This is a genomic window from Bartonella henselae str. Houston-1 (genome assembly GCF_000046705.1).
Lineage (GTDB): Bacteria > Pseudomonadota > Alphaproteobacteria > Rhizobiales > Rhizobiaceae > Bartonella > Bartonella henselae.
On the sequence record NC_005956.1, the window covers coordinates 1,650,853 to 1,674,471 of the forward strand.

General features: G+C 41.9%; 17 protein-coding genes, 1 tRNA gene and 2 pseudogenes. 8 read left to right on the forward strand and 12 right to left on the reverse strand.

Annotated features, from left to right (window positions below; genetic code table 11):
- Positions 1–80: 80 nt before the first annotated feature.
- Together AYT27_RS08965 and AYT27_RS07400 are read left to right on the forward strand one after the other, a co-directional pair.
- Positions 81–311: a hypothetical protein gene (locus AYT27_RS08965; RefSeq protein WP_162097321.1), complete on the forward strand. Its 231-nt coding sequence runs from the start codon at positions 81–83 to the stop codon at positions 309–311.
- A gap of 144 nt (positions 312–455) precedes the next feature.
- A tRNA-Thr gene (locus AYT27_RS07400) sits at positions 456–530 on the forward strand.
- 1,213 nt (positions 531–1,743) lie between these two features.
- On the opposite strand, the gene AYT27_RS07415 is transcribed toward AYT27_RS07400, so the two are convergent.
- The 4 genes from AYT27_RS07415 to AYT27_RS07440 form a co-directional block, all read right to left on the reverse strand.
- Positions 1,744–2,460: a lambda exonuclease family protein gene (locus tag AYT27_RS07415; protein WP_011181218.1), complete on the reverse strand. Its 717-nt coding sequence runs from the start codon at positions 2,458–2,460 to the stop codon at positions 1,744–1,746.
- A 1,559-nt stretch (positions 2,461–4,019) separates the two neighbouring features.
- Entirely contained in the window at positions 4,020–4,217 is a 198-nt protein-coding gene (locus AYT27_RS07430; protein WP_011181219.1) for a hypothetical protein, read from the reverse strand.
- 5 nt (positions 4,218–4,222) lie between these two features.
- Entirely contained in the window at positions 4,223–4,612 is a 390-nt protein-coding gene (locus AYT27_RS07435; protein ID WP_011181220.1) for a hypothetical protein, read from the reverse strand.
- 313 nt (positions 4,613–4,925) lie between these two features.
- Positions 4,926–5,243 carry a hypothetical protein gene (locus AYT27_RS07440; protein WP_011181221.1) on the reverse strand — a complete coding sequence of 106 codons (318 nt, stop codon included), beginning with the start codon at positions 5,241–5,243 and terminating at the stop codon, positions 4,926–4,928.
- 455 nt (positions 5,244–5,698) lie between these two features.
- Here AYT27_RS07440 and AYT27_RS07445 point away from each other — a divergent pair, with 455 nt between their 5' ends.
- From AYT27_RS07445 to AYT27_RS09475, 4 genes and pseudogenes are all read left to right on the forward strand, one after another.
- A complete protein-coding gene (locus AYT27_RS07445; RefSeq protein WP_041583404.1) occupies positions 5,699–6,727 on the forward strand; it encodes a YdaU family protein in 1,029 nt (342 codons plus the stop codon).
- Positions 6,728–6,756: 29 nt separating this feature from the next.
- Positions 6,757–7,017: pseudogene (locus tag AYT27_RS08870) on the forward strand (YdaU family protein); the annotation flags it as partial.
- A complete protein-coding gene (locus AYT27_RS09470; RefSeq protein WP_011181224.1) occupies positions 7,001–8,146 on the forward strand; it encodes a hypothetical protein in 1,146 nt (381 codons plus the stop codon). The pseudogene AYT27_RS08870 and the gene AYT27_RS09470, both read left to right, overlap by 17 nt.
- Positions 8,130–10,889, forward strand: a complete 2,760-nt coding sequence (locus tag AYT27_RS09475; RefSeq protein ID WP_011181225.1) for a toprim domain-containing protein — start codon at positions 8,130–8,132, stop codon at positions 10,887–10,889. Before AYT27_RS09470 ends, AYT27_RS09475 begins: the two co-directional genes overlap by 17 nt.
- 389 nt (positions 10,890–11,278) lie before the next feature.
- Here AYT27_RS09475 and AYT27_RS07475 read toward each other — a convergent pair whose 3' ends face one another.
- A complete protein-coding gene (locus AYT27_RS07475) occupies positions 11,279–11,497 on the reverse strand; it encodes a hypothetical protein (protein WP_034448319.1) in 219 nt (72 codons plus the stop codon).
- Positions 11,498–12,430: 933 nt separating this feature from the next.
- Between AYT27_RS07475 and AYT27_RS07490 the strand changes: the two genes are divergently transcribed.
- The gene (locus AYT27_RS07490) at positions 12,431–12,997 is read left to right on the forward strand and encodes a hypothetical protein (RefSeq protein WP_011181226.1); all 567 of its coding nucleotides are present in this window, start codon (positions 12,431–12,433) and stop codon (positions 12,995–12,997) included.
- Positions 12,998–13,414: 417 nt separating this feature from the next.
- On the opposite strand, the gene AYT27_RS08890 is transcribed toward AYT27_RS07490, so the two are convergent.
- The 4 genes and pseudogenes from AYT27_RS08890 to AYT27_RS07510 form a co-directional block, all read right to left on the reverse strand.
- Complete coding sequence (locus AYT27_RS08890) at positions 13,415–13,567, reverse strand: hypothetical protein (RefSeq protein ID WP_157774294.1); 153 nt, start codon at positions 13,565–13,567, stop codon at positions 13,415–13,417.
- A 1,733-nt stretch (positions 13,568–15,300) separates the two neighbouring features.
- On the reverse strand, positions 15,301–15,432 hold the full coding sequence (locus AYT27_RS09600) for a hypothetical protein (protein WP_263283915.1): 132 nt from the start codon (positions 15,430–15,432) through the stop codon (positions 15,301–15,303).
- 1,782 nt (positions 15,433–17,214) lie between these two features.
- Positions 17,215–17,426 (reverse strand): annotated as a pseudogene (locus tag AYT27_RS09480) (integrase); the annotation flags it as partial.
- Between the two features lie 756 nt (positions 17,427–18,182).
- The gene (locus AYT27_RS07510; protein WP_034448331.1) at positions 18,183–18,389 is read right to left on the reverse strand and encodes a hypothetical protein; all 207 of its coding nucleotides are present in this window, start codon (positions 18,387–18,389) and stop codon (positions 18,183–18,185) included.
- Positions 18,390–19,495: 1,106 nt separating this feature from the next.
- On the opposite strand from AYT27_RS07510, the gene AYT27_RS08895 reads away from it, so the two are divergent.
- Positions 19,496–19,672: a hypothetical protein gene (locus tag AYT27_RS08895; RefSeq protein ID WP_155245599.1), complete on the forward strand. Its 177-nt coding sequence runs from the start codon at positions 19,496–19,498 to the stop codon at positions 19,670–19,672.
- Between the two features lie 874 nt (positions 19,673–20,546).
- Here AYT27_RS08895 and AYT27_RS07515 read toward each other — a convergent pair.
- The 3 genes from AYT27_RS07515 to AYT27_RS09020 form a co-directional block, all read right to left on the reverse strand.
- Positions 20,547–20,831 carry a hypothetical protein gene (locus AYT27_RS07515; protein WP_011181228.1) on the reverse strand — a complete coding sequence of 95 codons (285 nt, stop codon included), beginning with the start codon at positions 20,829–20,831 and terminating at the stop codon, positions 20,547–20,549.
- Between the two features lie 1,217 nt (positions 20,832–22,048).
- Positions 22,049–22,462 (reverse strand): hypothetical protein, encoded by a 414-nt coding sequence (locus tag AYT27_RS07530; protein ID WP_041583409.1) that lies wholly within the window; start codon positions 22,460–22,462, stop codon positions 22,049–22,051.
- A gap of 926 nt (positions 22,463–23,388) precedes the next feature.
- Positions 23,389–23,547 carry a hypothetical protein gene (locus AYT27_RS09020; protein ID WP_172642081.1) on the reverse strand — a complete coding sequence of 53 codons (159 nt, stop codon included), beginning with the start codon at positions 23,545–23,547 and terminating at the stop codon, positions 23,389–23,391.
- Positions 23,548–23,619: the final 72 nt, after the last annotated feature.

The following is a 23,619-nucleotide window of genomic DNA, read 5'->3' on the forward strand; positions in this document are numbered from 1 at the left end:
CCCCTTCGAAAGCTTTTGCCCTCTTGGGAATTTATTGTTTGTTATGGTTTTAGAACGAATTCCAAACTTTAGAACGAATCATGAAGAAGTTTGGTTGCAAAGAAGCCGTAAAGGGCATTCTTTTTAGAATTCTTTTTGCGCCCTTTTTCGACTTTGCTCTTTTCGACGTTTTAAGTTTTGACGCAATTGTTGCGCCAACCTTTCCTGGCGCTGTTTTTCTTTTTGTTCTTGGTGATTCATTTTTTCTTGCTTTTGGTTTTGATGCATTTGTGTCATTGCGCAGCCTTTTGCGTAGTCTTGAGCATTTTTAAGCAACCCACTGCTGTTATATAAAGGTTATAGAAAGAAAGAATATATGTCATGACACAAGACGTGTTTTCTTTCAAGAATGCATAAATGCTCTCTTGCCTATTTCATGACAATATGGCACAAGGCAGCATAGCGACTAAGAAAATGCTGCGGTAGCTCAGTGGTAGAGCACTCCCTTGGTAAGGGAGAGGTCGAGAGTTCAATCCTCTCTCGCAGCACCATTGCGATACAGGTTCCTTTTTTTTCAATGGGTTATTGAAAATAAGAGAAAATGAAACAACCTGTAAAACCACCTTTTACGTTGTATTTGGAACATTCTTATCTGAGATCAAAACGACAGATACCAGAAATAAAATGTAAGAAAAACAATTCATTAAAAAGAAAAGTGATAGAAAACGCTCTTAAATGATATCGTAAAGTATGCTAAGGGAAGAAAAAAAGAGTGCGTTTACAGCACCATTGTTGAGCAGTCTTCTTGCGCACAATCTAGGAACGCTCTTACGAACTTCTAAACTTTTGTTTCAGTCTTTTCTGTGAATTTTAAGCACTGTACTCATCCACCTTTTTTCTGTCTCTGCTTGAGCTTTTTTCGCCTTTTTCCCCAAAAGCCTTCTCCCCCCCCACACGCATCCCGTTGATACTCTTCCCCAAAAGCCTCCTTCCCCTCACACACGTACCCCGCTGATACTCTTCCCCCTAAGCATCCTCCCCCACACGCATCCCGTTGATACTCTTCCCCAAAAGCCTCCTTCCCCTCACACACGCATCCCGTTGATACTCTTCCCCAAAAGCCTCCTCCCCCTCAACACACCCCGCTGATACTCTCCCCTCAAAGCATCCTCCCCCTCACACGCATCCCGCTGACACTCTTCCCCCTAAGCATCCTCCCTCACACGCATCCCGTTGATACTCTTCCCCCAAAGCATCCTCCCCCTCACACGCATCCCGTTGATACTCTTCCCCCTAAGCATCCTCCCTCACACGCATCCCGTTGATACTCTTCCCCCAAAGCATCCTCCCCCTCACACACGTACCCCGCTGACACTCTTCCCCTAAGCCTCCTTCCCCTCACACACGTACCCCGCTGACACTCTTCCCCCAAAGCATACTCCCCCCCCACACGCATCCCGCTGATACTCTCCCCCAAAGGATCCTCCCCCCCACACGTACCCCGCTGACACTCTTTCCCCTAAGAGTGCTTCCCCTTACACACGTACCCCGCTGACACTCTCCCCTCAAAGCCTCCTCCCCTCACACACGTACCCCGTTGATACTCTTCCCCAAAAGCCTCCTCCCCTCACACACGCATCCCGTTGATACTCTCCCCTCAAAGCCTCCTCCCCCTCACACGCATCCCGTTGATACTCTCCCCTCAAAGCCTCCTCCCCCTCACACGCATCCCGTTGATACTCTTCCCCCTAAGCCTTCTCCCCCTCACACGCATCCCGTTGATACTCTTCCCCCAAAGCATCCTCCCCTCACAAGCCTCCTACTTGTACCCTCCTCCGAAGTATTTTGGATTCTCACACCTTCTGCTGTTTTGACACACTGAATTTGTTGCACCATCATTTCTAAAGCTTCATTAAAACGGTTAATCTCACTTTCCAGTTTACGAATATAAGCTTCATCACGATAAGCACGTTTAATCAGAAGCGGCATATCAGGCCAATAGAGCATCAAATCGATCCATTCGCGTTGAGCGATCCATAATCCTCCCTGACATTGCGCTTTATGCTCTGCAGGAAAACTTTTTTGTGTGAAATACGGAATCAGGATTTCAGGTTTTTTGGTTTTAATTTCCAAGAGTCCATTTGTTCCAATAAAAGCATCGGGAGAAAACCCTTTCATGCGATCATCGGCCAGAACGAAACCAACCGACTGAGGTTCGGTATGCGTGAGTGTAGCATACAGCTTGCGTGCAGTTGGTTCCAATTCTGTACCGCGGCGCATAGAAAGCGTTGTCGCCTCTTCGACGGTTTTTCCGGTGATTCTTTCTCCCGCGAGTTTCCTCATAACAGCATGATATTTTGAGGTTTTTTGCCCCTGTTTTTTTTGTGCCATCACCATTTCAAATAAAGACGCCGTAATCAAGCCATTGCGTGCTTGATACCATTGCTCTGTTCCTTGAATACAATCGATAATAATTGGCATATTATTCCCCCTAATATTTAAAGCACCTTCACTTTTTGAAAAGGCTTGAAGAAGCCTTTTCTATAAAGCAGCACCTCTTTCGAAGCTCATCTGCTATTTCCATACTTTTGCAACATTGTGCGCTATGCTCCCACCCCCATGGATACGCGCCCACATCCCCATGGGCGCACTGTCTATCCCCTGCAAACCCCGCATCCCCATAGACACACTACACCTCTTTCCAGTATAAACACTTCCCCCCTTGTCTACCCCACCTAGACACTCCCCCCAAAAAACCAAGCAACTTCTCTATACAGCTGTAAGAGCCTCAAGAACCTTCGACCCGTAGAACCTCCGATCTGAATCTTCGATCCGAAGGAACTTCAGCCTGAAGAGCTTGCTCTTTTGCCGCTAACCTCACAATCTCTGCCTTCCCCATCAACCCGATGCAGCTTTTCCCAAAACACCTCAGTCATAAAGCACTTTGAGCATTTTGCAGCCTATCTTAAGGAGCCATCAACCAAGTCACAGAAGACCTCTAAATCTACATCCCCACTTCATTGACTAATCATGATCCTCCCCTCAATAAATGCCCACATCCCCGATAAGCGCACGACACTTCCCCCTTGCTTGCCTCACTTAGCCTCCCAAGTGAAGCAAACAACTTTTCTGTTTTGCCATGAAACCTCACAGAACCTCTGACCCGTAGAATCCTTCGACCCAAAGGATTTTCAGCCTGAAGAGCTTGCTCTTTTGCCGCTAACCTCACAATCTCTGCCTTCCCCATCAACCCGATGCAGCTTTTCCCAAAACACCTCAGTCATAAAGCACTTTGAGCATTTTGCAGCCTATCTTAAGGAGCCATCAACCAAGTCACAGAAGACCTCTAAATCTACATCCCCACTTCATTGACTAATCATGATCCTCCCCTCAATAAATGCCCACATCCCCGATAAGCGCACGACACTTCCCCCTTGCTTGCCTCACTTAGCCTCCCAAGTGAGGCAAACAACTTTTCTGTTTTGCCATGAAACCTCACAGAACCTCTGACCCCGCAGAATCCTTCGACCCAAAGGAACTTCAGCCTGAAGAGCTTGCTCTTTTGCCGCTAACCTCACAATCTCTGCCTTCCCCATCAACCCGATGCGGCTTTTCCCAAAACACCTCAGTCATAAAGCACTTTGAGCATCTTTCATGCCTATCTTAAGGAGCCATCAACCAAGTCACAGAAGACCTCTAAATCTACATCCCCACTTCATTGACTAATCATGATCCTCCCCTCAATAAATGCCCACATCCCCGATAAGCGCACGACACTTCCCCCTTGCTTGCCTCACTTAGCCTCCCAAGTGAAGCAAACAACTTTTCTGTTTTGCCATGAAACCTCACAGAACCTCCGACCCGTAGAACCTCCGATCTAAAGAACCTTCGCCTTGCAGAATCTTCGATCCGCAAAATCATCGATCCGAAGCACTTTCATTCCAAAGGACTTTCAGCCTGAAAAATTTTCAGCTAGCCGCATCTTCGATCTGAAGAATTCTAAGGGCTTTTTTATTCTGAGCTACCATAACAAAAGATTTTCAATCACGCTGTTGCACAACGAAAAAATCATTTCGCAGATATTTTTCTGCCAAATTTTTTGCCACACACTCTGCGGCCTTTTGCGATATGAAAAGAACAGCGTTGTGTTTTTGCGGCTCGAGTCTGATTTTATTTTGAGCATTCCCGGCGTAGTAAAGTGGAAATCCCTGATAAAAAGTCTTCAAATAACGTGCCATGATCTTTACCACCAGTAATCGTTCAAAACGTCACATGGGCGCAAACGATGCTGTTTTTCGTAAGAACCATAGAGATTATCGTCATACTCGTGCGCGACTTTTTTATCTAAACAAGCATGATAAGCATCACTATTGAGAATGAATGGCTGCAGTTGGGTATTTTGTTCGTCAATTTCATAATTGAGGACGTATGCATCAGCGATTTGTTCACTCACATCATCAGCATGCAGTGTTGTAAGATCAAGACGTAAGATTCTGTGAACAGTTTCTTTCTCATCAATAAATTCGAGCACTTCTTCGACTTGTTCGATTGGTCCTTCAAGAGCATCACAACTTTCATCTTCACAGAGAAGTACGATAATTTCGTCCTCTTTAACGAATGCAATATTTTTCATGATTTCCCCCCTTTGTAAGTTAATAAAGCAAAGCTTTGTCTTGACATAAACAAATATAGCGTTAGTCTTATATCCTCTATGGGAGAGATGTCAAATTATTTTATCCTTAATAAAAGATATATTTTTAGTCTATACGACGTTCCAAACGGCATGTGTGAACAAAAGTTTGCCTTATTTTGCTCACCTCATGTCCTTGTATTGTTCTCTATTTGTTCTTACTCAACGCAACCACAAACAGACAGGAGAGCTAAAATGAGTGATTTAGAACTGATAAAGTACTGGCGCACTCTTGATTTAAAAACACAGAAAGAACTTATTCTGATGCTTCATCGGATGGCCGCCGCAAAAGAGTCAAAATCGCTTGCCTCTCCTGAGGAGAGAGCTTTGAAATGAGATCGAGGAATTCTTTATCTTCAGGACTAGCTCCCTGTCCATAGAGAATATAATTCATACTGATATTAATTTCATGACAAACGCGCGCTAAAGATTCAATTGTTGGTTCTTTTCCTTCAACGAGGATAGAATGAAGATACCCCGCACCTTTACCGGCTGCGAGGGAAATAGATCTTTTAGAGCGGCCACTTTTTTCGAGTGCTGCTGCGAGTCTTTGACGCCAACCATTAATATACATAGTTTCACCATATAGCGCGTCTTTTAAAAAAAACACGTCCTTTTTTATAAAACAGACTTGCATTATCCTCTAAAAAGGATAAAATTAAGGAAACAAATTTTAATTTTTTAGGGGGGTAAGAGCTCATTTTCGGGTCAAAAGAACACTTTCCCACCCCAAAGGATGTGAAAAGGCGCCCCCCGAAAGGCCGTGCGTCTCTCAAGTTTTGTACTGTTTATCCTTTGTCATCCATACAATCTCAAACTGTAAGCATGCACCCGAAAATGCACAACACGCTGTTAGAGTGCACAAAAACCTTTCAAGAGCACGTTCTCTAACAGAACAACCGCAACAAACCCGTAACACACTGCACTAAAGGGTAAAAACTTTAATCGCACATCAACAACTGCACAAGAACATTGTTTTGGTTTTGTTGTGAACAAAAATATATAAAAAAGAAGAAAGTGGATTGAAGTATGCAACACGCCAATCAACAAGAAAATCCATATTATGAATCGTGTACACTTCCTTATGTTTGTTGGTATCAGAATGATTTTCTAGGAGGTGTTCGTGGGATGCGAGCACATGAAATTGGAATTTATACGATTCTTCTCAACGAAATGTACGCACGTGGTCGTCCTCTAGAGTTATCGATAGAACGTTTAGCGCGCCTTTGCGGTTGTGACAAGCGCACTTTTGTAAATGTTTTAGAAATGCTTGTGCGAGAGGGCAAGATTTTAAATTTAGCGCATGGTTTATGGAATAAGCGGTGCGAAAATGTATTTTATGAGCGAGCGAAATTGCTTGAACAAAAATCTTTTGCGGGTCGTTCTTCGGCAAAAAAACGCAAGAAAATCAATGCTGAGATTCAACAACTGCTCAACGAGAGAGCAAGAGATGATAAACGTAACTCAGAATCTCAGAAGGTTAAAGAAAAGGAAACACCTTACGGTGTTTCAGAAAAGCCCTCTTTTTTGACGCAAACAGGAGAAGAGAAAGGGCATGAGACAACCTGCACAGACCTATGTTCTGGATGCACGTCCACACAGACATCCACACAAGCTTGTTCTCTTACGGCGCCTCCAGAGCAAGAGGGCACCAAGCACTGTGCTGATTTTATCGGCGAGCAAGCAAAGTTTTCCGGCTCTAGTGGCCAAACCAAAAGCCGGTCAATGCTCCCCAAAGGGCAACGTCTTCCCAGCGATTGGCAAGCAGACATCGGTGCAGCGATTTCAGAAGGTTTAAGTGAAGAGCAAGCGCGTTGGCAAGAAAAGAAATTTCGTGATTACTGGCATGCAAAAAGCGGCAAAGAGGCGCTAAAAGTAGATTGGCAAGCCACATGGCGCAACTGGTTTCGCCGTGAGATTGAACGGATAAAAGACCATCAAGAAAGACTTGCCATGTTTTCTTCTCACGCATCTCTCACACGGCATTCTAGCGACAGCGATGCCCTCTACCGAACTCTCATAAACTACCGCACGAATAAACATGAACACGATTGTTGAAATCCAACAAAAGCTTAACTCTCAAGCGAGCACAAGAACAAACGCATTGGCAAGAAAAGAAATTTCGTGATTACTGGCATGCAAAAAGCGGCAAAGAGGCGCTAAAAGACAATTGGCAAGCCACAAAGCGCAATTGGTCTCAAAGTGAGACTGAACGGATAAAAGACTATCAAGAAAGACTTGCCATGTTTTCTTCTCACGCATCTCTCACACGGCATTCTAGCGACAGCGATGCCCTCTACCGAACTCTCATCAATGACCATAGGAATGAACATGAGCACCATTGTTGAAATCAAACAAAAGCTTAACTCTCAAGCGAGCACAAGAACAAACGCATTGGCAATATCGCAGTGTGAAATAATTTTGTTTGGCAGGCAAGTTTTTTACCCTACAGACTATGCACCTACCCCAACACACCACACACCTGCCTTCTCCTCCACGCATCACCTGCCCTCTTCCAAGCACCTCATCTCCAACACGAACAGCAAAACCCAAAGCCTTCCTGCCACACCGGCAAACGAGGAAAGCTCTAACCATTCACAGACAAACACCAAGAATCCCACAAGCTTGCAGACAAATACAAAAAACGCACCCTCTTTCTCAGATCGCACAAAGTCCTCCACACACCACGCGTCTGCTTCAACACACCACGCTCCCACCCCCACAGACCACACACCTGCCTTCTCCTCCACGCATCACCTGCCCTCTTCCAAGCACCTCATCTCCAACACGAACAGCAAAACCCAAAGCTTTCCTGCCACACCGACAAATGAAAAAAGCTCTAACCGTTCACAGACAAACACCAAGAATCCCACAAGCTTGCAGATAAATACAAAAAACGCACCCTCTCTCATAGATCGCACAACGTCCTCCACACACCACGCGTCTGCTTCAACACACCACGCTCCCACCCCCACAGACCACACGCTCTCTTCCATGAACTGCATCCTCGAAACGAACAGCAAAACCCAAAGCCTCCCTGCCACACCGGCAAACGAGGAAAGTTCTAACCATTCACAGACAAACACCAAGAATCCCACAAGCTTGCAGATAAATACAAAAAACGCATCCTCCTCCACAAACCACACACCTACCCAAAAAGATCACACATCTCCCTCAACAGACCGGGCTTTTGCCTCGACGGTTGCATCAGGTTTGAGTGAAAAACAAGCACGTTGGCAAGAAAAGAAATTTCGTGATTACTGGCGTGCAAAAAGCGGCAAAGAGGCGCTAAAAGACAATTGGCAAGCCACAAGGCGCAATTGGTTTCAAAGCAAGATTGAACGAATAAAAGACCATCAAGAAAGACTTGCCATGTTTTCTTCTCACGCATCTCTCACACGGCATTCTAGCGACAGCGATGCCCTCTACCGAACTCTCATCAATGACCATAGGAATGAACATGAGCACCATTGTTGAAATCAAACAAAAACTTAACTCTCAAGCAGGCGCAATAGCAGAAATGTTGCTTCCCCAAGGGCGGAAACGTGGCAATGATTGGGTTGTCGGCAACACAAGAGGAGAAGCGGGCCAAAGTTTATCGGTCTGCTTGAGCGGCAGTAAAGCCGGTCTCTGGTATGACTTTGCAGAAGGCAGCGGCGGTGATCTTTTAGACCTTTGGTGTGCAGTCAAAGGGATTAACCTCTCTCAAGCGTTAGAGGAAGCACGTACCCTCCTCAATCTAACCCGTCCCAAACCCTTTATAGCACCGCATCGTTCCTATCGGCGTCCACCAGTTCCCACAGGGGGCACACCCCAAAATTTGGTCAAGATCTACTTAAACAAAGAACGCGGCATTCCCCTTGAGATTTTAAAGCGTTACCGCATAGGAGAAGAAGGCGAAAAAATCATTTTTCCCTTTTATAAACCTGATGGCACCCTTGCTTTGGTAAAAGAACGATTGGCACAAGCGGGAGCAAAAGCAAAACCAACAGCAGCACAATGTGAAGCAATCTTGTTTGGCTGGCAAGCTCTTTACCCCATGAACTGCACCCCCGAAACGAACAGCAAAACCCAAAGCCTCCCTGCCACACCGGCAAACGAGGAAAGTTCTAACCATTCACAGACAAACACCAAGAATCCCACAAGCTTGCAGATAAATACAAAAAACGCATCCTCTTTCTCAGATCGCACAGCTTCCTCCACACACCACGCGTCTGCTTCAACAGACCACGCTCCCACCCCCACAGACCACACGCTCTCTTCCATGAACTGCATCCTCGAAACGAACAGCAAAACCCAAAGCCTCCCTGCCACACCAGCAAACGAGGAAAGCTCTAACCATTCACAGACAAACACCAAGAATCCCACAAGCTTGCAGATAAATACAAAAAACGCATCCTCTTTCTCAGATCGCACAGCTTCCTCCACACACCACGCGTCTGCTTCAACACACCACGCTCCCACCCCCACAGACCACACGCTCTCTTCCATGAACTGCACCCCCGAAACGAACAGCAAAACCCAAAGCCTCCCTGCCACACCGACAAATGAAGAAAGTTCTAACCATTCACAGACAAACACCAAGAATCCCACAAGCTTGCAGATAAATACAAAAAACGCACCCTCTTTCTCAGATCGCACAGCTTCCTCCACACACCACGCGTCTGCTTCAACACACCACGCTCCCACCCCCACAGACCACACGCTCTCTTCCATGAACTGCATCCTCGAAACGAACAGCAAAACCCAAAGCCTCCCTGCCACACCGACAAATGAAGAAAGTTCTAACCATTCACAGACAAACACCAAGAATCCCACAAGCTTGCAGATAAATACAAAAAACGCATCCTCTTTCTCAGATCGCACAGCTTCCTCCACACACCACGCGTCTGCTTCAACAGACCACGCTCCCACCCCCACAGATCAGGCTTTTTGCTTCACGAATCGTACACTTGTCATCACTGAAGGAGAAATTGATGCCCTTTCGCTCGCTGCCTATGGTTATCCAGCGGTTTCAGTTCCATTTGGAGGAGGTGTTGGAGGTAAACAGAATTGGATTGAAAATGAATTTGATCATTTAGAATCTTTTGAAATCATTTTTTTAGCCACCGATATGGACAAACCTGGTGAAGAAGCAGCCCATGAGATTGCCAATAGGCTTGGTCGTCATCGCTGCTACCGTGTACAACTCCCCTGCAAGGATGCCAATGACTGTTTAACCGCTGGTATTGATGCAGCCACCATAAAAGCTGCCTTTTCCTCAGCAAAAAGCTTTGCACCAAAAGGGTTACGACGCGCCTCAGATTATAAAGATCAAGTTATAGGGCTCTTTTGGCCAGAGCCTAAGCAGCATCTTGGCTATACGGTTCCCTATCCTAAACTCAACGGCAAGCTGTATTTTCGTCCAGCGGAATTAACGCTATGGAGTGGTGCCAGTGGTGCTGGAAAAAGCCAATTGTTATCAGACTGTATTCCCCATTGGATTTCGCAAAAGAGTCGTCTTTGCTTAGCCTCACTGGAAATGAAAGGAGCACAATCTTTACGTCGTTTAACGAAACAAACGGGAGGTTTAGAACACCCCACCAGAGAGATGATTGAACGAATTTTACAGTTTTTAGATGACGGACTTATTCTCTATGAGCATGTTGGCAAGTCGAGCGTCGACACATTGCTGGATGTTTTTGACTATTGCCGTGCGCGCTATGGCTGCGACCAATTTATCATCGACAGTCTCATGCGGCTTGGCATTGCCTCAGATGATTATACCGGTCAAGAACAAGCAGTTTATAAAATGGTTGATTGGGCTATTTTAAACAATGTACACATTCACCTTGTTGCCCATGCACGCAAAAGCGGTTTGGATAAGGATATCCCAGGCACTGAAGACATTAAAGGCGCCTCAGAGATTGGAGCCAATGCCTTTAATATTATCACAATTTGGCGCAATCGATCCTTAGAAGACAAAATTTTTGCTGCCTCTCTCGAGCAAGAAAAAGCAGATTTAGCAAAACGTCCAAGCGTTATTATGAATATCGCCAAACAACGTTCTGGTGACTTTGAAGGTAAAATAGGTCTTTGGTTTGACCGGCAAACCTACCGCTATCGTTGTTCCTCTGAACACCCCCTAACCCCACGGCGTTATCTGGAACACCCGATCCAAAACACCAACTTATTGAAGAACCAAAGCCAAGTCAAACCAGAACGCTTTGCACCTATATAACCCAAAATAAAAAACGCCAATAAAGCAATAGAACACCACCCACTTCCAAAAATCCACCCTGTAAGACTGAGACACTTCGCGCCGATATAAATAAAAACCAAAGCGAGAGTAAAAAGGCAGAAAAACACCAACAACGGTAAAAACTACGAACCATGCGACATCAACATCCCCCACCTCTTAGAAAAGTAAAACTAAAGATAACGCCGGCAATGAAGCAAGACACCAATCCTTTTCAAGAGTGCCTCTCCCATCACACGAGCACCCCCCATGAATAAAAGAAGAAACAAATCCAATTATGACGAAAAAGACTCTCCTCTTGAGAGCCAAAGCCAAATCATATCAAAACGCTTTGCATCTCTATATAAGCAAACCCAAGATGCTTTGCTTCCTCATAAACAAAACAAAAGATAAGTCAAAAAATGCAGCAAGACACCACAAAATTCAAAAGCCACAATGACCTCTGCAATATCGAATCGCCTTGCTTCCGCATAAGAAAACGCAAGAGCAATAGCGAAAAAGCAGCAAAATCCCACCGCCTGCAAGAATAATTCCCACGTAACAGCTTTACTCCCGGCTCCCACAGAAACAAACCCAAGGACAACGCCCACAATACAGTAAAACGCCCAAGCGTGATTATGAATATTTCCAAACAACGTTCCGGTGATTTTAAAGACAAAACAGAAACTGTGGTTTGACCAGCAAACCTATCACTATCGCTGTTCCTCTGAATACCCCTTACATCTTACAGCACTATCCAGAACGCGCCCACACTTTCTTGAAAAACCACCCCCCATAATACCACAACACCTTATGCCCTCATGAACAAAATCATAAATAAAAGGAAAGAAAAACCCAAATATGCAAATAAACGCGCAACTTCCTCGAGAAGCAAAGCGCTCTCAAATCCAAGATGCTTTTCTCCCATATGCACCAAACCAAAGGATAATACTGGCAATGCAGAAAAATGCCCACCTTTTCAAGAACCAAATTCACACACCATCAATGCGCCATCTCATGAGAAAAAAATCAACAACAACTCTCACTGTACAGCAAAACCCTTCCCTTTCGAAAACCAAAGCCATGTCATACTAACACCTTTCGCCACCTCATTAGCAAAACTCCCTTCATAGGCACCCCTAAGGACACTTCCAACAATACAGATCAAGATCCACTCACCCAAGAACCCCCACTCACCCAAGAACCCCCACTCACTCAAGAACCCCCACTCACTCAAGAACCCCCACTCACTCAAGAACCAAAGTCAGCTAAAACCAAAATGCTTTGCTCCCATAGAAGTAAAAGCAAAGACAGCGCTCACAATGCAACAAAACACTAACCAATTAAAAACAGCAATCTACGCAATATTAACAGATTCTCTCATGAGCAAAGCCCCATAGAACTCGCAACAATAAAGGCAACTTCAACTTTTCAAAGACTCCCTCTATGCAAAAGAGCACGCATAAAAACTTTCTCTCAACAGGCATACATTGAACAGCATCCAATTTCTTTAAAGCAAAACTTATAACTTTTGAGGAGATGACATGAAACATCAAGATAAAAGAAAAAACACGACACCACCTTCTGCTCGCTCCCACTGTGATAAAGAGCAACCGCATCTTGGCCATTTAAAGACGCAAGAAGTGGTGATTGAAACAAGCAACCCTTATTTTCAACCAACGCATTTAGAAAGCTCTAACAACCCGCGCACCATCAAAGCCATTGTCAATGCCGGGAGCCGTCCCATTGCGCTTTTATATGCGAAAGGGCATATCAGCAAAGCGCAATATAGAGCAGCAGAACGTTTTTATGTTTATTGGCGTCAAAGTCAATCTGACTTGCATATGAGTCCTGATTACACACGCCCAAAAATTGCGTGCGGACAGAGTTACACACACCCCATTGAACGACAAATAGAAGCATCCAATCATTTACAAAAGGTCAAAGTTTTGCTTGGTATTCTTGGCTATTCGCTTATTGAACAAGTTGTTGGTTATGGTCAAGCGATCAAAGACTTAAATCCTTCAAAACGCAAACAAAACTCCCTTGCAGATCATTTACGAGATTGCTTAGAGCTACTTGCGTGCCATTGGGGATATACAAGCGGTTAAGACTCTAAATAATCTCTGTGCCTTTTTTTCCCATCCCTCCCTACGCCTTTTTCTCTCCATCTTTCTCCACGCAACTTTCTACACGTTTCCCCTGCCACCTCTCATTTCCCACTCTTTTTCCTACTCTCCAGCCTCTTCTCTCCCACCGATACCTCAACCAAATGAGCTTCCAATCATCTAAGCCCCTCTACCGACAAATATCTCAAAGACAACCACCAGTTATACAAAGACCAGGAGATATCCACCCTTAGCGCACCTACTCCTTACCTCAATCAGCGCACCACTTTTTGCTTCCCCTTATCCTTTAGTGAAACCTTTCAACCCGCTTGCCAGCCTCTTTTCCCCCACCGGCAATCAATGCACTGGCAACCAGCACACAAGCAACAAACACTCAAAACCGCCTCACAAACCTCCAAGTCACCCTTCCAGCACCTTCTCACCCTCCCCTCCATCGAGCCAACCTCCCCATGAGCAGCCACCACTCTTCTCCCTACTCTCTAGCCCCTTCTCTTCCATCGGAAGCCTGCCCACAAGCAACCAACCATCCCAAGCCACCTCATCAACAGCCACTACCTCAAAGACAACCGTCAGCTATCTAAAAACCAAGAGAGATACACACCTCTAATGCACTCTACTCCTTACCCCAATTACCACGCTAGTTTTCGTCTTACTTTATCCCTTCATGCAACCCTTCACTTTACTCTCCAGCCCCTTCTCTTCTACCGGCAATCACCCCACAAACAGCTGTTTCCCAAAATCCTTCAATAAGAGCTAGCTCACCCTTCTCCCCACCCTTTTACCTTGCTCACCAATCCTTCTCTCCCACCAATAGCTCAACCTACGAGCTTCCAATTACCAATCCCTTCTCCCCAATACCCACCTCATCTTCTCTCCAGTCTCTTCCCCCACGGCAGCTAACCTTATTAGGCACTGCACACACCGAAAGCCATCCCACCAAAAGCTACTCCACCAACCATCACCTCACTGGAAATAATCCTCGTGATGTAATCTTTTTTCTTCATTAAAGGTAAAAACGCTCATTTGAATGTCCATTTTGCTCTGTTTTGTTCAGGACTTTTTATAAACTAAAAACAAGCAAACAGCCCAGTAGCCAATACATCCCAGGCGACCAATAGTTATCCAACAAGCAGGAGATACACACCTCTAATGCACTCTACTCCTTACCCCAATTACCACGCCACTTTTCGCCTCATCACACCCTTTCACTGGCTCGTCCAGCCCCTTCCCCTCTACCGGCAATCACCCCACAAACAGCTGTTTCCCAAAATCCTTCAATAAGAGCTAGCTCACCCTTCTCCCCACCCTTTTACCTTGCTCACCACTCCCTTTTCCCAGCAACCAACCCATCTTCCTCCATCCATTCACCCTGTTCACCTGTCCTTTTTCCCCCACCGGCAATCAATACACCGACAGCCAATCCACGGGAAGCCCTCCTAAACAGCAACCTCTACCGGCAACCAACCCATCCTTCCTCCATCCATTCAACCCAATCACCACACTACTTTTTCCTTCACTCTTTCAAAAGCCCTCAACCCATTCTTTCATTCTTTACACGGTATTGATAAGGGCACGTACCTTGCGCAATCCTTATGCTTTCCGCTTTTGCGTATTCACGCTTTATCGTTTTTGCGTTTTTACAAATTTACAGAAAGCAGGCAATAAACTTCTGATAAAAAACCCCAATCAAAAGACCAGAGCAACATATTCGAGGGCTCCTTGAATCGAATAAAACGCTTTTAAAATCAGTTCCACTGATCCACACAATTTTTCTCCACCCCTTTCACTTGCTCGCCTGTCCTTTTTCCCCCACTGGTAATCAATACACCGACAGCCAATCCACGGGAAGCCAATCACCCAAGCCCCTCTACCAGCAACCAGCACACAAGCAACAAACACTCAAAACCACCTCACAAACCTCTAAGTCAACCCTTCCAGTACCCTTCTCATCCTCCCCTCCATCGAGCAACCTCCCCATGAGCAGCCACCACTCTTCTCCCTACTCTCTAGCCCCTTCTTTTCCATCGGAAGCCTGCCCACAAGCAACCAATCACAACAAGCACCCTCACCAACAACCACTACCTCAAAAACAACCGTCAGCTATCTAAAAACCAAGAAAGATACACACCTCTAATGCACTATACTCCTTACCCCAATTACCACGCTAGTTTTCGTCTTACTTTATCCCTTCATGCAACCCTTCACTTTACTCTCCAGCCCCTTCCCCTCTACCGGCAATCACCCCACAAACAGCTGTTTCCCAAAATCCTTCAATAAGAGCTAGCTCACCCTTCTCCCCACCCTTTCACTCTGCTCACCAATCCCTTTTCCCCAGCAACCAACCCATCTTTCTCCATCCATTCACCCTGTTCACCTGTCCCTTTTCCCCCACCGGCAATCAATGCACCAGCAGCCAATCCACGGGAAGCCCTCCTAAACAGCAACCTCTACCGGCAACCAACCCATCCTTCCTCCATCCATTCAACCCAATCACTAGACCACTTTTCGTCTCACCTTATCCCTCACCGACAACCAACCTTGAAGCCACTCTACCGACCATCACCCCACTGGAAACAAGCCTTTTGGTTTAACCGTTGCAAAAAAACCATTTTTGTTCGTTAATAGTAAAAACGCTCATTTGAATGTCCATTTTGCTCTGTTTTGTTCAGAACTTTTTATAAACTAAAAACAAGCAAACAGCCCAGCAGCCACCACCTCTTTTAACAACCACAGGTTATCCAATAGCCAGAAGATACCCACCCTTAGCGCACCTACTCCTTATTCAATCAGTACGCCACTTTTCGCCTCACCTTATCCCTTAGTGAAACCTTTCAACCCGCTCTTCCAACATCTTCTCCTCCACAGCAGCCAACCTACCAACAGCTAATTTCAATCCACTGCAAACGACTGCGCAATGACACAACCGTACGTAATTTTCTTGCTCCTTTGTCTTGATTTTAAGACATTGATAAATCTTTATCTTATGAAATTTAAAAATTATGAGAAATGCGTGTAAACATCTTGGCAACAACATTTCAAACAAGATTGTTATGCAATACAGAGTAAAAAAGAAAAAACAGAATAGACTGTTTTGCTGCTTTGAAAAAGCGACTACAGCTTTTAGAAAACGGTCGACATAAACCTGCTTGATAGGCAAACCGATAAAATCGGCCATGACACGTTTAACTTTTCACGAAACCTTCTCTAAATTCTTGCTCCTGAAAAACGCTACTTGGTAAATTTTATGCACTTAAGCCATATTTTACCGAGTTATGCCGCTAAAATACGAGAGAGATCCCCTTATTTTTATGATTGTCATAATTTTTCTTCTGCTTAAACGGGTGTAAAAACATCTGTTTTATTTAGAAGAATGTATATCATAGCACCCTCTTTTAACGGACATAAGAAAAGCTTTAGAGCAAATATTTTGCTGACAAAATATTTTATATGAGAGTAATTTTTACTTCCCCCTAATAAAACCGAAAAAAGAAAACAAAAAGAGAACGGACAAAACGGGTGCGTGCAATAAAGTGAATGACAAAATATGATATTTTTGTGCACTGCCTTCATTATATAAGGTCTTAATTGACAACGAGATACCCTGGCCAATGATAAAATTACAACAAAGAAGCCACCATACTCAGGAATAAAGTCCTATCATAGACCCTATAGCCTTCATCCTTATTGGCTCGTGATAAGTAAAGGATGAAACATTTATGGGCATAACAAAAACACAAACAGCAGGTTTTAACGCACCGACCATTCCTGCTAAACCTATGCAAAAGCTTTGACATATCTCTCCTACACACCCTATCGTGATGCAAAAATGAAATCTCCTCTGAAGAGAGAACAGAATTCGCGACATAGCTTTCTGGAAAGTAGCAACAACTTATTCATCACATCAATGACAGCGAATAAGTTCAAGCGGGCTGTTCTCCTTATTAAAATTCCTTCTCCTCTTTTAAAAATTTATTGTACTTATGGATGTCACAAAAAAGTATTAACCGCTTTTTGGATCCATGATGAAGGGGACCCATCAAAGAGCGCAATACCCAAAAAACTCGGCAGATCTTGGAGATTTCGGCTATGATCTGTGCCGATTAGGTCTTTGCTGTGGAGGCTATGTATCTAAAGCATCAAATTGAAGCTGCAACAGCATATCGAGCGATGATAGAAGATTCAACCTATGTATTTCTTTAATGAAAATTGCACATCGCCTCACGCTTTTGTTTCTCGCGTTCTTTAATGGGGGGACTCCCCTCAACGCAAAATAGAACGCCATTGCGTTACCAATTCACGCGCTAGTTTTAAAGAAACATCTCTTAAGACAATTCAGAACGTGAATGCTATAATGGTAAATCCATTGAGCACCCCCATCCTTACACTTATTGAGCATACAAACCGATACCATCCTACTCTTTGCCAGCTCAAAATGTTACAGCAACTCTTGACACTTAAGACAATTCAGAACGTGAATGCTATAATGGTAAATTCATTGAGCACCCCTATCCTTACACTTATTGAGCATACAAACCGATACCATCCTACTCTTTGCCAGCTCAAAATGTTACAGTAACTCTTGACACTTAAGACAATTCAGAACGTGAATACTATAATGGTAAATCCATTGAGCACCCCCATCCTTACACTTATTGAGCGTGCAAACCGATACCATCATACTCTTTGCCAGCTCAAAATGTTACAGCAACTCTTGACACTTAAGACAATTCATAAGAGGTATCTTTACTCCTTATCTTTAAAAGTTTTTATCCACACATTAATCCCACTTGTAACGTGCAAGCGAGTGGTTGTAATTATTCAACATACACAGATTTTCAATGAGAAAATCCACGGTATTTAGGGTTTTCATTGAATATGCACAACGCTAAATTATCATTATAAATCAATCTTTTATCCAATAAAAAATTAAGAGGAAAATCTTTTTTGCTTTTTTGTTATTTTAAGCCGATTGCAAAGCAGTTTTATTTTTTATTTGATTTTTTCAAAGGTTTTTCAAAAACAGTTTTCTCATCTTTCGAAAACTTTTTAAAAATCTTTACAAGAATTTTAAAGGCCGTAGATTTAAAGACTCTTCATAACTTTCTCTTCTTTTTGCCATCAAATGTTGATTTTTGAAAGTGTTCGCTCTTTTTTTGCTTTTTGGCTCTCAAAATCCAATTTGATAAACAGCGTGAAGGGTAAAAACAGACATAAAACAAAGGAGGATCACCTCTTCCTTTCTCATTCCCCCTTTTCCCAATGAGGATAAAAGGGACTTCAAATGACATCCAGAGACAACCCTCTCCCATAAAGCCGCCAGAGGAGCAATCCAACAATCCTCAGCTTTCTTGCAAGGCTGTCCTTTTACAACCATTGGTTCATTTCTTTCAGATTTTGATCAATGGTCCTTTATTTTTTCAGCTCTTCATTCCTCCAGTATAAGAAACCACTCTCATTATTTTGCAGACATAAGTAAATTTTTGCAGGCTTATTTTTCTTGTCAAAATTCCGTTTCGACAAATAAAAAAACCTTTTTATAAGAATACTATACTCTCGTACCTTTAGCACTCTAAGTTCTTCTTTTATAAGATAATAATATATCGAAGAAATAAATAACTTAAGAAAGAATAAATAAAACAACAATCATTATAATAAATTGCTCTCTATAGAATTTTTTATTACATTTATACTCTACAACACTAGCATCTAAGATGAAGCGCACTTCATAAAGCGTATCAAAACACAATCAAAAAATGATTAGACACAGCATTGAGATTCACCAATTGCTATAGCTTTTTCCGCGTCTTACTCTCCTGGCTTACTCTGTTCAATCCTCATCATAGAATCACCCCATATGCAAGACATCAAAGAAACAGCCAAAAGAGAAAGATAAGCCTTTGGTATGAGAGACAGAAAGAACCAACGCTCCTTATTTTTTCAACTTTTCTAAAAGAATTGACCACATTTCCACAGGATATCCACAGCTTCGCGGAATATCCAGCCTCACACAGAATGTCCCCCTCCAACCTCCATAAAATCTCCCCACCCCACAAGAGAGATACACCCTATAGGAAATAGGCGCACCACAGGCAATACATATACACAACAAGAGATATAGAGCCTTCACTGCAGAGACCTAATTGGCACAGATCACAGCCGAAATCCTGAGGTTTTACCGAGTTTTTATGGATATTGCGCTCTTTAATGCGCCCCTTCACCACGGGAGCAAGAAAATGTTGGTTAATACTTTTTTGTGACATCCTTTTTCGTATGAGTGTCCGGCAGAATTTCTTCTCCTTTACACAATCAATAAAACAATATTTGAAATAAATTATGAAATATAAAAAGAACAAAATTTAGTTAAATAGAGTTTAAATTTATTCTTTTTTATGAGTGTTGTATTTTTACTATGGTAATCTAAAATTAATTTACGTATTATACATTTTGATATTTATTTATATTAAAAAATAGTAGGAGAAAATGATGAACATTAGATATATTTTTATAGCAGGAGCAATTACAAGTAGTTTAGCTCTTGCTATGCAAGAAAATGATTATATTATTAATACCCAACAAGCCAATATTATTAATCCTTATACTATTCCTGGCAGCGATTTACAGTTCATTGAGCTTATAAATATTGAATTAAATAAATAAAATATTTTAAAAAACTATTAACAACAAAGAAAAAATGAATATAAATCTTCTCTATCCAAACAGAAAAAAACTATTTTATACGCCAGCTGCATTTTTGCATTTTGTGCTCTTATTTTTAATATATACAATTTTAAGATTGCATTAATTGAGAATAAATAAAAAACAAAGAGGTACTTATATAGTGTAATGTATTACCAAGCGGCAGTGATCTATTACAAAAATAAATATTGAAAAGGCTCCAGAAAAGACGGAGCCTTTTTTAAAGGGACTTTTCTTTTTATCAAAGATTTTCTTCTGCTTATGGATTCTCTTGTATTGATCTTTAGCACAGCTTTAATTGCTATATTCTTTTTCCACCAAAACACAGCAAAGGTCTTTTCTTGAAAGACAAGATAACAGTGAATTTGATCACAACAGTTTTCTTCCTCTGTTTCAACAATTCTCTTTCACTGTGTAGAGCAAATCATTTTCAGTCGACTTTCTTTGAAACTTTTAATTTTTCATTTTCTTTAAAATTTTTAAGAAATTCTTGAGCACATAAAAAAGCTTTTTATGTTCCCCAACAATGGGTTTCTTTCAACGCATCAATTTGTATATCGATAAACGCGCACTCACCATTTTTATAGAGACAATATTTCCTTCCACTAACTTCAAACCCTTCCACTAACTTCAAATATGAGCGCTTCATGACTTATATCATCGAATATCTTATTCCGTTAATTCCTGTTTCTTCTGCTTGACAAGTTTTCTATGTTAGGCTCTATTTTTATGACAAAAATTCGGATCTCTGGCTCTAAAACACTGATACTTCTCCACTTTTATAGACAGTTTCTCTGCAACCTGTTCAAAAAAATCGTAACTGAGGTGCTCTGTTTTAGCCATCTCGTCTGCAATCAATCAGCAAAGCATGTTTAAGATGGATTTCTTCACGATAAAAATCTTCTCTATTTTCATCAAAGCCAAGCTGATCAACTACTGCAAAGCTTTTGCTGTAAAACTGTAAAACTTCTACATCACCAAGCAAAGTAAGAACCCCAAGATAGGTTAGAGCATAAGATATCACCTTTGTTTTGCCTGTTGACCAAGATAAAAAGTCTTTTTTCCAAGGTGGAATACTGAATTGAAAGCGCAGCATTTTATGCAGAACAAAATCACCCACTGCCCATTATAAAGTTTTATCAAGCGCCTTTTCTAAACGCTCTTGTGTGACTCTTACTTCAAAAATTTCCAGTCCCTTAACCCTAAAATTCAAAGCTACCGTTGGCAAAACATAAGAATTGCAAGGATTAATGGTCTGACAAGTAGCAGTAAAGTAACAATAAAAACGCCGTTTATTATTAAAAGCCCGTAATCAAATTGTAGGTAATCTTTGCTGATTTCATCATTATAGAGAAATTACACTTCGCAATCTGGTAAATAATAGATCATCAAATAGTCGCCTTTTCCCTCGATTTTCACCGGCCACCCCAGACTTTTCAAAAACGCAGCACGCTTTCCATAGTGAAGATTTCATCATCGTCATAAACTTTTTCTTACTCTTCTTTCTCACACATTTCCTTCATCCCCGTCTCCTTCATCCTCGTTTCCTTTATCATTGTCTCTTTCCCTCTCATAGCTTTTCAAACGCTGTATCATATTCTTTCAGCACTCTTTTTAGTTCTTTTTTTACTTAGAAATACATTTTCGCCCACTTGAAGACAGAATAATAAAACCCCGAAATGATAAAGGAGACACTCTCAGAAACAAAAAGTATCACGAAAAAAATTCCTAGAATAAATAATCTTATAAGATGATTATTCATTTTCTCCCTATTACCTTATTTATCCGGCTCATTTTGATAACAGGTTGTTTTACCTTTTTGCCGAATTGCTTTTTCCAGTTTTAGGATATTTTTTTCAAAAGATACGTAAAAAGCATGGAGAGTCCCAACATAACCGATATAAAAGCACTAACACACATACCGTGATAACTTTTAGCAACACAAAAACAACAAAAAAGCTGCTCTCCTTCTACATGGTTTATTCCCAGTCTTCCAGAATTAGATAGAGGGAAGATCATTTCACATTGCTTCTTCCAGCTTCTGAATGTTTTTTCAAAAGATACCCCCCTATAACTGATATAAAGAAAAGCGCACATATTATTATGGCTATCATCCATACAAAGCTAATGGCAAGAATACTCTTTTAGCACTCTGTTAGCTTTTAAGCTAATAAGTCTTAATATTATAAAAAACCATAATTCATACGACAATCATAACAGAGATGTAAAAGCTGCGTTTATAATTTCTTTCTGAAAGAAATGCTTCTTCAAATAAAAAAGAGCGCAGTTTTTGATCACCCCCCTAATTCCTCCTTTAATTCCTGTGCTTCACTTCTTTTATTCTTCACTTTCTTTAAAATTTTTGAGCTGTTCTTGGTCTCGTATAAAACAGCTCTTTGTTTCCCCCAATAACGGTTCGTTCTGTAAACGGCTTATTTTAGCTCCTGTACAGATTGCTTCTTCCAGCTTCTGAATATTTTTTTTCAATTTACGATCTCGCAAACGGTTTATCCCCCACAAGATAGGGAGGGGTACAAAAATACAGGCCCAGAGAAAAACCGGGAGGGAAAATATCAGATAACCAATACCATTCCATCTGACTCCACCCAACATCTGTGTTTCACTCAATATATGCATGAGAGACATTGCCAAAACAGGAGACCCTACAACCATTATAATGAGGAATATAGAGAGCGTGATAAGAAACTTGAGAGACGCTTTTTTATTATTTTTCAATGTATAATTTTTCAACGAAAACACCCTTGTTTTTTAAACGAAAGAAAATATAAATCCCGAGCAGAAACTGAACTTTCCCCTTTATTTTCCTCTTACTTCTTCCATAACGAACCTCATAACTGCGCCTCCATCAATCCGCATATTTAGTCCTATGAAAGCTTCCTCCGTCATGACGAATTTACCCTTCACAGACTTATCTCTCCGTAACAAACTTACCCCCATAGGCCAACTTATCCTTGTCTGTTTACCTCTTAAAGATCGTTCAAACGAGGCTTCTTTTCCTAGATCTCATAACTGCTCCATTTTTAAGAATCTCTCAAGCGCTCTGAGGCATGGTTTTATCACTTTTTTCAATTCCCTTACCATTTTGCTATAGAATTTCGAACATGTTATAATAGTGTTATACACTGCAATAATAACACCACCGTCACTGCAACAAAATGCTACCTTTGACTCATGAATGCACCTTCTTAACGAAAGAGCAAAAATCATAGCTCTGCAAACAACACAAACAAAGGATATAAAAAACTCTTCATTGTTCCCTTCTCCTGCATTCCGTGATGTCATCAGTATCTTACGGCTCCATCTTTTCTTTCAATTTCTAAATCATTTTCTTAACTGACCTATCACTCTTACACGAAGAAGCAAAAAGCTTGGCAGCAAAAAGAGCAGACACAACAATCCATGCGAGGAGCCGAAATAGAATAAAGGAAAAGCTTTCTCCCCTCGCCCATTGACTGGAATGAAAGATATTACCTAGCATAAAAGAAAAGAGCAATTGGAAAAACCACCATTACCATTACGAGAAAGATAAAGACTATTCTTTTATAATCTTTCTAGGTATAACCTTTCCAAGAAAAGGAATATATTTTTCTTAAAGATTGAATTCTTCTTCTTTATGTTTTTTACTTCTTTTTTCACACAATTACCACATACGCTATTCAATGATTGTTTTTCAGTTCTTTATTCATACGAAAGTATAATCTCGCACGTTTGATACAAAAGTAATAAATTCCAACAATCATCATATTGTTTAAAATAACCAGGATGATGAGTCCTAAAATAGCAAGACCAACCAATAATGTTGTAAAAAAAGTCATTTTTTCCCCATCACGCTCTGTAGAGTGAGTGATTTATAGCACTGCTTTGTTGATTTTCCATTTTTTGAATCC

Excerpts from the sequence above, each read along its gene's own strand:
- AYT27_RS09020 (WP_172642081.1), bottom strand. The coding sequence starts at position 23,547 with ATGACTTTTTTTACAACATTATTGGTTGGTCTTGCTATTTTAGGACTC.
- AYT27_RS07490 (WP_011181226.1), top strand. The coding sequence starts at position 12,431 with ATGAAACATCAAGATAAAAGAAAAAACACGACACCACCTTCTGCTCGC.
- AYT27_RS07440 (WP_011181221.1), bottom strand. The coding sequence starts at position 5,243 with ATGTATATTAATGGTTGGCGTCAAAGACTCGCAGCAGCACTCGAAAAA.
- AYT27_RS09475 (WP_011181225.1), top strand. The coding sequence starts at position 8,130 with ATGAGCACCATTGTTGAAATCAAACAAAAACTTAACTCTCAAGCAGGC.
- AYT27_RS08965 (WP_162097321.1), top strand. The coding sequence starts at position 81 with ATGAAGAAGTTTGGTTGCAAAGAAGCCGTAAAGGGCATTCTTTTTAGA.
- AYT27_RS07435 (WP_011181220.1), bottom strand. The coding sequence starts at position 4,612 with ATGAAAAATATTGCATTCGTTAAAGAGGACGAAATTATCGTACTTCTC.
- AYT27_RS09470 (WP_011181224.1), top strand. The coding sequence starts at position 7,001 with ATGAGCACCATTGTTGAAATCAAACAAAAGCTTAACTCTCAAGCGAGC.
- AYT27_RS07445 (WP_041583404.1), top strand. The coding sequence starts at position 5,699 with ATGCAACACGCCAATCAACAAGAAAATCCATATTATGAATCGTGTACA.
- AYT27_RS07415 (WP_011181218.1), bottom strand. The coding sequence starts at position 2,460 with ATGCCAATTATTATCGATTGTATTCAAGGAACAGAGCAATGGTATCAA.
- AYT27_RS07430 (WP_011181219.1), bottom strand. The coding sequence starts at position 4,217 with ATGGCACGTTATTTGAAGACTTTTTATCAGGGATTTCCACTTTACTAC.
- AYT27_RS08895 (WP_155245599.1), top strand. The coding sequence starts at position 19,496 with ATGATGAACATTAGATATATTTTTATAGCAGGAGCAATTACAAGTAGT.
- AYT27_RS07510 (WP_034448331.1), bottom strand. The coding sequence starts at position 18,389 with ATGGTTGTAAAAGGACAGCCTTGCAAGAAAGCTGAGGATTGTTGGATT.